Origin of the sequence: Maricaulis sp., assembly GCF_039978735.1 — a bacterium.
Taxonomy (GTDB): domain Bacteria; phylum Pseudomonadota; class Alphaproteobacteria; order Caulobacterales; family Maricaulaceae; genus Maricaulis.
Genome location: NZ_JBDWAS010000027.1, coordinates 19,397 through 29,404, shown reverse-complemented (window position 1 = coordinate 29,404; position 10,008 = coordinate 19,397). Strand labels below are relative to the sequence as shown.

Genomic DNA, 10,008 nt, shown 5'->3' with positions numbered 1-10,008 from the left:
CTGCGCCCGCTCGATACAGACGGCCAATACGCCCTCTGCTTCGGAGCCATAACCATCAAAACCATCAACCTCAACACACCGAAAATGTGTTAGCCATGTCCCCGAACAGGTGTCAGCCATGTCCCCGGGCTGAACAACAGGTCCGGGGAAAACAGGAGCGGGGAGAAGCCTACACCCCCCAGCCCGGGCCGGTGAGCACTTCCAGTGCGGCGGCTACGGCGATGGGCTGGTCGAGGATGAGGTGGTGCTGGGCGTCGGGGATGGAGACCATGGTCGTTTCCTCACCGAAGGTCTCGCGCATGAAGGCCCAGATCTCGTCGGTGACCAGAAGGCTGTCCTGGCCGCGGAACAGGGCGACGCGCGTGTTCAGCCGGTCGGCCAGCTGGGCGGGCGGCGGGCGGTCATAGTGCAGCTTGTCCCAGAGTTTCGGATCGAATTTCCACGTCCAGCCGGGCGAACCGTCGGGCCGCGTCGCCTCTTTCAGGCTCTGGCGCGCGATGTGGTCCAGCAGGAAAGCATTGGCACAGGGCTGTTCCGGCAGCAGGCGGAAGCGCTCCATGGCGGCCTGGAAACTGGGATAGACCGTGCCGCCGCGGCTGGGCGGTGAGGAGCGGCGCTGTTCGTCGGCGGGCCGGATCGGGCTGTCCAGCACGGCCACGCCGCGCAGTTTCCCGCCATGATCCGTGGCGGTTGCCAGCGAGACGAAGCCGCCGAAGGAATGGCCGACCAGGAAGGGCTTGCCCGCATCGAAGGCGCCGCCGGTCTCGCCGGCGGCGATAACCTCGCGGGCGTAGGTGTCCATGGAATAGCGGTCGCGATGATCGCTGTCGCCCATGCCGGTGAGGTCGAGCGCCACGACGCGGCGCGTATCGGCGAGGAAAGGCGCGATACTGTCCCACCAGTCCTTGTGGGCGACGCCGCCGTGCACGAGGATCAGCCCGGGCATGCCGCGCTGGCCCCAGGCTTTCCAGCACACCGTCGCCCCCTCGACCGTCACCGTTCCGGCTTCGGTCGGCTTGGCCAGGGCGCTGGCAAACCAGTCCGGTGCCGGCGGTTTTTCTCCAGCGAACTGGATCAGCGGTGCGGGCGGGCGCGGGGAGGCCGCGGTGTTCTTCTTGTTCATGACCTAGCGCTAGACCTCCGCTCCGGGAAGGTCAATCTCACGTGGAGACCCGCTGGAGAATGGCGGGAACGGCAAACACCGCCCAGGCATTGTTGGCGACATGGCCCAGAAACGGTGCGGTCACCCGGCCGGTCGCCATGCGGGCAATGCCCAGCGCGATGCCCAGAAGGAAGGTCGACGTCATCACCATCAGGCCCTGCGGCGTATGCAGCAGGCCGAAGGCGAGGGCCGAGATGATGATGGCAAACACCGCCGGTACGCCGCGGGCGACCAGCATCGGCAACATCCAGCCGCGGAACAGGATTTCCTCGGCCAGCGGCGCGGCGATCAGGGTCAAAAGGATGATCGACCAGAGCGCCGCATTCGAGTGGATGAAATTGTCGACATTGGAGACCTCGTCGCGGGTGGCACCGCCCGACAGGGTCAGGCTGGGATCCAGCATCGCGAACTCGTGGAAGGCCAGGGTCAGATGGCCGGCGACGAGGATCATGAAGACCATGACGAGGAAAGTCGCCAGAAGGTCCGACGCCCGCGGCGGCCAGAATGCGAACGTGCCGCGATGGGCGCCGTCGCGCTGCAGCCAGCGCCACATCACGGCGGCAAAGGCAAAATAGGCCAGCGCCATGGCGGCAAAGGCGACCGTGTCGAGCTGGAGCATCCCCTTGGGGCCACCGGTCAGGGCCCACAGGAAACCGCCGGCGAACTGGAAGGCAAAGGCGAGGGCCATCATCACCAGCGGCCAGACCACCATGCCGGGCAGCGAATGGATCAGCGCGAGCCGGTGGTCTTCCGCACGCAGCTGCGCGAAAGCATCACCGGGCCCGAAAGGCCAGTGCACGGCATCCGCTGCAGGACGGCCTGCAGGCGTCTTGCTGTCCGGCGGCATTCTGCCTCCCTCGCATCCCCGCAATCGGACGGGGTCCCCGCCTTATGCTTAACCGGTCGTTGCCGCGTCTTAAACGTGAAATTTAGAAGACTGTCCCATAACGGTTCGCATCAACGCCCTGTCCAGAACGGACAGCGAGGCCAAAGGCCCGGCGATAACAAGGCGACCGAAAAGGCGTGGGTGAGATGGTGAAAACAGTTCTGATCGTGGACGACGATCCGACACAGCGCCGCCTTTTGCAGGCGGTGATCGAGAAGCAGGGCTACAAGGCCGAAACCGCCGAAAGCGGCGAGGCTGCCCTGGATCGCGTGGCGTCCCCGGGGATCGACGTCATGCTGCTGGACCTGATCATGCCCGGCATGGACGGGATGGAGACCCTGGAAGCCCTGCAGCGCAAGCAGATCGACCTGCCGGTCATCGTGCTGACGGCATCCGGCGGCATCGAGACGGTGGTTGCGGCCATGCGGGCCGGGGCATCCGATTTCTTCGTCAAGCCGGCCAGCCCGGAACGCATCGCGGTGTCGATCCGCAATGCCCTGAAGGTGCAGAACCTGTCGGGCGAAGTGCAGCGCCTGTCGCGCAAGGCGACGAACAAGCTGGGCTTTGCCGACATGATTGCCGGCGCGCCGGCGATGAAACAGGTGGTGCGTCTGGGCGAGCGCGCGGCGCAATCCGATATTCCGATCCTGATCACCGGGGAAAGCGGCGTCGGCAAGGAGCTCGTCGCCGGATCCATCATGGCGGCGTCCAAGCGTGCCAACGGTCCCTTCGTGGCGGTGAACTGCGGCGCGATCCCGGAAAACCTGGTGGAATCCACCCTGTTCGGTCACGAAAAGGGTGCCTTCACCGGTGCTGTCGGCAAGCATATGGGCAAGTTCCAGGAAGCCGATGGCGGAACGCTCTTCCTCGACGAGATCGGCGAGCTGCCGCTGGACATGCAGGTCAAGCTGCTGCGCGCCCTGCAGGAAGGCGAGGTCGATCCGGTCGGCTCCAAACGTCCGGTCAAGGTGAATGTGCGGATCGTCTCCGCCACCAATCGCGACCTGGCTGAGCAGGTGGCCGCGGGCAATTTCCGCGAGGACCTGTTCTACCGTCTCAACGTCTTCCCGATCGAGGTGCCTTCGCTGAAGGCCCGCAAGGAAGACATTCCCGCGCTGGTGCGCCATTTCATCGGCCGCTTCAACGCCCAGGAAAACAAGTCGATCATCGATGCCGCGCCGGAAACGCATGCGCTGCTGGCCGCCTATGACTGGCCGGGCAATGTGCGTCAGCTGGAAAACGCGGTGTTCCGCGCCGTCGTCCTCTCGGATGGCGACATGCTCAAGCCCGAGGACTTCCCGCAGATCTCCGGCCTGACGCCCGATTTCGAGGCCGGTGCTCCGGTCGAGACGGCGGAGACGCTGGCCGGCGATATCGTGCAGATGGCGGCCAATGCGCCGGATCTGGGCCCGGTCGAGATCATGGACGAGGGCGGTCACCTGCGCTCGCTCGAGGAGATCGAGCGTGACCTGATCGAGTTCGCCATCGAGACCTATGCCGGCCGGATGAGCGAAGTCGCCCGCCGTCTCGGTGTCGGCCGCTCGACGCTTTACCGCAAGGTCCGCGAATACGATCTCGATGTCGACGGGGTCCGCGCCGCGGGCTGATCCGGACATCCAGAACTCGCCTGCCAAAGGGACTTCAACAGGCAGGCCGGGTGGGGGCACAAGCGCCGGGCCGGAAGGATTTCACCTTCCGGCCCGGTTTCTTCTTGAGGTCCGGGGGAACGCCAGAACAGGACCGGGCCGGACAGGGCTGCCCGGCCCGGCCTGTCGTCTGCGGGACGGAATCAGGCGCTGGCGAGCGCGTCGCCGGGATGACGGTCGCACCAGCTGAAATAGACGGGGATAAGCGCCGACTCGCGGCTGAAGCGGACTTTCAGCTGCCGCGCCAGCCGGGTCAGCGAGGCGTCGAGCCGGGCGAATTCCCGGCTGCCGGTCTCCAGCCCCAGCTCGATATGGGCGCGCAGGACATCGATCCGGGTTGTCAGCCCGTTCAGCTGACCGTCGAGATGGGAGACATAGTCCCGGGTCAGCGGATCGGATGCGAGCGGCGTGTAGAGATGCTCGGTGCGGCTTTCCACTGTCGTGTCCAGCGAGGCCATGGCCCGGCGGAAGGCGTCGCGTCCGGCTTCGGTGCCGAGACCGGCAGCTTCCGCCTCGTCGAGGGCGTCGAAAAGGGCAGCTTCGAGCTGGCCGAGAAGGGCGATGTTGTGGGGCATGGGCGATACCGTTTTCTTGATCGCCACACGATACCCGCGCGCCCGCGCCGGCGCGCCCGGAAACCGGTATCAGATTTAACAGGAGGCTAAGACGCCGCTACGTCGACGCGCTATGTCTTCGGGTCCCCGGACGGGTCGACAATCCGGAACCGGGCGCGGCGGATCTCCGGGGTTTCTGCCGGATCCGGCGAAATGTCACCGGGTGTAGTCCCTGTGTCACCGTTATCGGGCTCCAGATCATCATGAATGTCACGGCTACGGGACGCAAAAGAGACAGTTTTGCGCCGGAAACCGCTGCCCCGTGACATCGGCTTGCGCGCCTTGCCCTTCGCCTTTTTCTCGATCTCGCGGAGCTTCAGCGCCTGGCGGGCCGACAGCGCGTCCTCGGTATTGCCCTTGTCCGGATCGTTGAAGGCCGAGCCATAGGTCTCCAGCCTTTCCTCAAGCGATCCGAGGAATTCGCCTTCCCATTCGGACAGCTCGCGATCGGGCGTTCCCGCCTCTTCCGCGGCCTTGCGGGCACGGTCGAGGCGGCGCAGGGCACGCTTGGTCTTCTTCTCGTCGATCTTGCGAGACATCGGGCCTCCTTTGCGGGGAGGCGGCCAGTCTAGCCTTCCACGGCACCCAGATACAATTCCAGAAGCGCGTCGGCTTCCTGGCGTTCGCGGCGGTCGATCTTGCGCAGCGACACGACCTTGCGGAGGATCTTGGTGTCGAAACCCATCGACTTGGCTTCGGCATAGACCTCTTTCATGTCGGCCATGACATTGGCCTTGTCTTCCTCGAGGCGCTCGATCCGGGCGACGAAGGCCTTGATCTGCTCGCGCGCGGCGCCGCCAATGGCGTCGGACTGGTCGATGGGGCCGGAGTCTTCAAGCACGTTGTCGGTGAAAGCCATGTCGCAAACCTCTTCTGGGGACGGGCGGGGAGACTAAATCCGCGAGCGGGCAGCCTCAAGCCGCTCCGCCAGCCGAGTGCACGCTTTCGCGCAGTTGCCGGCGCACATCGTGGACGGCCTACAGCACGGCCTGCGGGTGATAGTGGTGCAGGTTGTGGCCGGCACCGGCAATCCAGCGCATCTCGCCGCGCGGCATGCGCGCCGCAACCTGGCCGCCATGCCGGTGCGACCAGACCACGGTATCGGCCTTGCCGGCGAGTATCACGGCCGGTGTCCCGACGGTGCTGTAGGCGGGTTCCTGGTCTTCCAGATGCGAATTGACCATCGCCATGTCCCGCGCATTGGCTTTCCAGACCGGCGGGCGAAGCAGGAGCAGAAGCGCCGACCGGTCGAGATAGGCATCCGGAACCGGTTCCGGGTGGAAGGCCGAAACGGCTCCCGACGTTGCCTGGCTGCGGCCGGCCAACGGCACGGCGATGCGGGACAGAAACGGGCCGATCACCGGCCAGAAACTGGCCGGGTTGAACCATGCGGCGGTACCGATCCAGGCCGACAGCGCCGGGGCCAGCAGGACCAGCCCGTCCACGCGTGCCGGATGGTCGATCGCCATGCGCATCGCAATGGCCCCGCCCCAGGAATGCCCGATCACCGTGGCGGCCGGAATGTCGAGATGGTCGAGAAACGCTGCGATCAGTTCGGCTTCGCGACGGGGCGACCAGGTGCCGCCGGGACGCTGCGACCAGCCCAGGCCCGGCCGGTCGAGCCAGATCACATGTTCGCCGTCAAAGGCCTCGGCCAGGGCCATGTGCGGCTCTTCCAGATTGGAGGCCGCACCGTGCAGGACCAGTATAGCCGGGCGTTCCGGATCGCCACTGCGGCGGTAGTGGAGCCGGGTTCCCGAAATGTCGGCGAAACGGCCGCCGGGCGGGTGCGCCTGTTCGATGCGACGGATCGTGTGGCGTGCCAGAAGTGCGGCCAGACCGGCAAGCACACAGGCGCCGGCAAGGATGTAAAACCAGAGGGGCATGCCCTCAGAGGGACCGGCCGGCGAGCGCGTCGGCGAGACGGTCGCGGGCCTGCCGGGCGTCCTCATGGGCCGGATAGATCTCCAGCGCCGCATCATAGGCTTCCAGCGCGGCCTGGGTTTCCTCGGCCCGCTCCAGCACCCGGCCCAGCGTCAGATAGGCGTCATAGCGGCGCGGCTCCAGCGTCAGCGCCGTGTTCAGCGTTTCCAGGGCATAGGCCCAGTCCTCGACACGGGCCGCCATGCGGCCGGCGGCCAGCCAGCCTTCGGCAAAGTCCGGATCCAGCCGTGTGACATGGTCGTACATGCGGATGGCGATATCGACATCGCCCGCCGCTTCCGCTGCGCCGCCGCGATCCATCAGCAAGGAGATCGTGTCGCTGCCGGAATGCGCCCATAGTGCGCGGATTTCGTCGACGAGTGGCGCTGCCTCACGCGGCGTCTGCGCCTGTGCCAGTGCGTCCAGTCGCTGTTCCAGCCGGGCTTCCGGCGTGCGGAATTCCGTGCGTGGCGCGACTTCGACATCGGCCGGCGGCGTCTCCTGCAGGGCCAAGCCTGCGAGCAGAATGAATGCTGAAAGGCTCATCATGGCGCAGAGGATAGCCTGTGCCCCGGCCGCGTCCAGCACCCGCAAACAGATTGTGGAGAGGATTTAAGACGAGATCCGGCTGCCATGCTGCATGGGGTGCGGCAATGTCGCGACATTGAACCAGAAGGCCCCGATCGACTGGACGATCGCCTCATAGCCATCCACCTCGAAAGGCTTGGTCATGTAGGCATTGGCGTGCAGCCCGTAGCAGGTGTCCACATCATCGGGCGAGGACGAGGTCGTCAGGATCAGGACCGGCACCTGGGCAAGATCGGCATCGCCCTTGACGGTCCGCAGCACGTCGCGGCCGTCCAGCTTGGGCAGGTTGAGGTCCAGGAGGACGAGATCGGGCACGGGCCGTCCGGCAAACTCCCCTTCGCCACGCAGGCGCTGCACGGCGGCCTCACCATTGCGTACGACTTCCATCTCGTAGGGGAAGCTGGCCTGCTCGAACGCATCGAGGACCAGGAATTCGTCACCGGCATTGTCCTCGACGAGCAGGATGTGCGGTCTTTTCGAGGCGGACTTGTCAGCGTTGGTCATGTGTCGGTTCGATGGCTTTCGGCAGGGTGAACAGGAACAGGCTTCCACCGGACGGGCTTTCTTCCACCCATAGCACACCTCCATGACTCTCAATAATTTTTCGGCAAATCGCCAGTCCCATTCCGGTGCCGGAATACTCGTCCTTGGCGTGCAGGCGCTTGAAGGGGTGGAAAATCTGTTCGCGGTATTGCGGCGCAATGCCGATGCCGTTGTCGGCGACACTGATCCGCCAGATATCGTCCTCCTCGTGCGCATCGACGCTGACATGAACGGCATTGCCGGAACGGTGATACTTGATGGCATTGCCGATCAGGTTCTGCATCAGCTGGGTCAGCTGGGCCCGGTTGCCGCGAATTGAGGGCAGGTCCGAGATTTCGATCCGGGCCTGTGCCTTGTCGATCGCGGTCTGCAGGTTCCGGATCGCGTCCTCGGCAATGTCGCCCAGCGCGACGTCCACCTCGCGCGGTTCGGAATCATAGTTCAGCCGGCCATAGGCCAGCAGGTCGGCGATCAGCGCCTGCATGCGCTCTGCCGCCTTGATGGAGTGCTGGATATAGCTGCGCCCGGCATCGTCGAGCGCGCTGTCATAGCGGCGCGCGAGGAGAGCATTGAAATTGGAGATCAGGCGCAGCGGCTCCTGCAGGTCGTGGCTGGCGGCGAAAGCGAACCGTTCCAATTCCTCATTGGCCCTCGACAGCTCGGCAATGAAACGCTCGCGCTCGGCCTGGGCCTGCTGACGATCGGTGATGTCGCGGAACACGGTGACGACACCCAGTAGACGGCCCTGTTCGTCCAGCATGGGCTCGCTGGAGAACTCGGCCGTGAAACTCGACCCGTCGCGCCGGCGGAAAGGTTCGACACCGTTTCGGACCGGCTCCTCCCGCGTCGACGAAACCATCGGGCAGTCCGCACGGCTGTGTGGCCGCCCTTCGGAGTCAACGGGATGGATCACGTCGTGGATGAGTGTGCCTGTCAGTTCTTCAGGCGCGTATCCCAAGAGCCGGGCGGCGGCAGGATTGACGATGGTGGCCAGACCGTCCGCGCCGATCCCGAGGATGCCGTCCGCGGCGTTTTCGAGAATCAGGGAGAGATTGCGGGACAGGCTCTCCGCTTCGGCCGTCTTGCGAACGACGAGGCGCTGGACGAGGTCGGTCCGGGCGGTACTGAGCAGGGTGAGCGCGTTCAGCACGGTGATGAAGGCCAGCCCGGTTATCAGCGTGGCCCAGGACAGGAGGTCCTGGTTGCGGGCAAGAAATCCGGGTGTCGCCGTATACACGAATTCCAGCGACAGGCCGCCGATGTCGAGCTGGTGGACGACACTCAGCGGGGACATGGCGGCCGGCGCGCCGAGCACGGAGTGAGCGCCGCCGGACGAGACATCATTGATCGCCAGTCGATAGTCTGCATTGTGCCGGGACAATGCGTTGGCAACGAGTGCGTAAAGGGTGATCCGGCCAAGCGCCACGCCGCTTAATTGCTGAAGCCTTTCCTCGCGGCTGGCCGGAGGGGTCCGCCCTCCATAGGACGGAGCGGCAATGAGAAGGGAATGGCCGTGGGGTCCTGCTTCTTCCGGGGCGCCATGCTCGAAACGGCGGGCGACTACGGGCGCACCGTCGAGAATGGCATCGAGTATGCCGGGCATGTCGATCCCGGTCATGCTGGTTGCAACACCGTCGCCGCTTTGTGCAAGCGGGAAGACCTGGACCTGCCGGTTAGCGTCGAGGGCAAAGGCCTGATGCTCCATCTCCGCCGCGTCGGCAGGATCGGACAGGCGGGGCGCCCATCTGACGTCGTCAGCTTGGACATTGCCGGAAAAGGCGATGGATACGAAGACGTCGAACTCGTCTTCCGTCACGGTTTCCGATGCCGCGAACAGTCCGCCCAGCTGGGTCAGGCGATGGCGCAGCCGGTCAAGGGTCTCGGTGATGGCTTGCTGGTCTCTCGCGACCTGGCTGGCGAAGGATTCCCGCCGGTCGTTGACGCCATCTGCCCGGCTGAAGACGAATACCGTCATCGCGATGGCGAGGAGGATTGCCGCCGGGAGCACAACGGCCAGCTTCCGTCGGCGGCTGATCTGTTCCGGTTCTGCCAGCAGCAGGGCGAGCGGTGTCACGACCACAATTCCGGTGGCGCTCGACAGCCAGGACTTCAGATAGACAGGGGCGTTGCTGAAAGCGGGCTCCAGACCTGCCAGGCTGACCCCGACCGGAAAGGCAGCAGCCATCGGGATCGCCGCGAGCGGTCCGGCTACTGCAGTGACCAGCAGGATCTCGCGGCCGGTTTCCAGCGTCCATTTCCGGTCCGGGCTGATACGGCGCAAAACGCGCAGGCCGACCTCGCCCTGCAGGACCGAGCCGATTGCCGCGCACAGGGCAAAGACTGCGGCTTCCCCCGGTGTCGTGTGGAAATGGCGCAGGGCCAGATCGGCGGCCACCAACAGCGTGGCGAGGCCGACCGGAACCAGCATGCGTCGGCCCCACAACGCGGTTGCGGCCACGGCGATGCCAGCGGCCGGCCAGATGGGCACAAAGAAGCCCGGCGGTACCGAGAGAAGAAGTGCCAACTCGCCCAGCACCAAGCAGGCCAGGCCGACGCCGGCAGCTTTCATGTTTTCATTCATGCCCGGATCGGCCTCCCCGTCCGCTCGGGAATTAGGCCGTCGATTCGGGGATTTCACAATCCCGT

General features: G+C 65.4%; 10 protein-coding genes. 1 reads left to right on the top strand and 9 read right to left on the bottom strand.

The genetic code is table 11. The features are described from left to right. Positions 1–169: 169 nt before the first annotated feature. Together ABJO18_RS07810 and ABJO18_RS07805 are read right to left on the bottom strand one after the other, a co-directional pair. Positions 170–1,123: an alpha/beta hydrolase gene (locus ABJO18_RS07810; RefSeq protein ID WP_348508989.1), complete on the bottom strand. Its 954-nt coding sequence runs from the start codon at positions 1,121–1,123 to the stop codon at positions 170–172. Positions 1,124–1,160: 37 nt separating this feature from the next. Continuing rightward, positions 1,161–2,009 carry a type II CAAX endopeptidase family protein gene (locus ABJO18_RS07805; protein ID WP_348508988.1) on the bottom strand — a complete coding sequence of 283 codons (849 nt, stop codon included), beginning with the start codon at positions 2,007–2,009 and terminating at the stop codon, positions 1,161–1,163. A gap of 185 nt (positions 2,010–2,194) precedes the next feature. Between ABJO18_RS07805 and ABJO18_RS07800 the strand changes: the two genes are divergently transcribed. Further along, entirely contained in the window at positions 2,195–3,655 is a 1,461-nt protein-coding gene (locus ABJO18_RS07800; RefSeq protein ID WP_348508987.1) for a sigma-54 dependent transcriptional regulator, read from the top strand. A 182-nt stretch (positions 3,656–3,837) separates the two neighbouring features. Here the strand turns inward: ABJO18_RS07800 and ABJO18_RS07795 are convergent, their stop codons facing one another. From ABJO18_RS07795 to ABJO18_RS07765, 7 genes are all read right to left on the bottom strand, one after another. Further along, a complete protein-coding gene (locus ABJO18_RS07795; protein WP_348508986.1) occupies positions 3,838–4,269 on the bottom strand; it encodes a hypothetical protein in 432 nt (143 codons plus the stop codon). 110 nt (positions 4,270–4,379) lie between these two features. Then, on the bottom strand, positions 4,380–4,847 hold the full coding sequence (locus ABJO18_RS07790) for a hypothetical protein (protein ID WP_348508985.1): 468 nt from the start codon (positions 4,845–4,847) through the stop codon (positions 4,380–4,382). A 29-nt stretch (positions 4,848–4,876) separates the two neighbouring features. Next, complete coding sequence (locus tag ABJO18_RS07785; RefSeq protein ID WP_291883812.1) at positions 4,877–5,167, bottom strand: DUF2312 domain-containing protein; 291 nt, start codon at positions 5,165–5,167, stop codon at positions 4,877–4,879. Between the two features lie 118 nt (positions 5,168–5,285). Next, a complete protein-coding gene (locus ABJO18_RS07780) occupies positions 5,286–6,194 on the bottom strand; it encodes an alpha/beta hydrolase (protein WP_348507580.1) in 909 nt (302 codons plus the stop codon). Positions 6,195–6,198: 4 nt separating this feature from the next. After that, a complete protein-coding gene (locus ABJO18_RS07775) occupies positions 6,199–6,780 on the bottom strand; it encodes a tetratricopeptide repeat protein (protein ID WP_348507581.1) in 582 nt (193 codons plus the stop codon). Positions 6,781–6,843: 63 nt separating this feature from the next. Next, entirely contained in the window at positions 6,844–7,323 is a 480-nt protein-coding gene (locus tag ABJO18_RS07770; protein ID WP_348507582.1) for a response regulator, read from the bottom strand. Beyond that, positions 7,310–9,931, bottom strand: coding sequence for an ATP-binding protein (locus tag ABJO18_RS07765; RefSeq protein ID WP_348507583.1), 2,622 nt, complete (start codon positions 9,929–9,931; stop codon positions 7,310–7,312). The genes ABJO18_RS07770 and ABJO18_RS07765 overlap by 14 nt, the downstream gene beginning before the upstream one ends. Positions 9,932–10,008 lie beyond the last annotated feature (77 nt).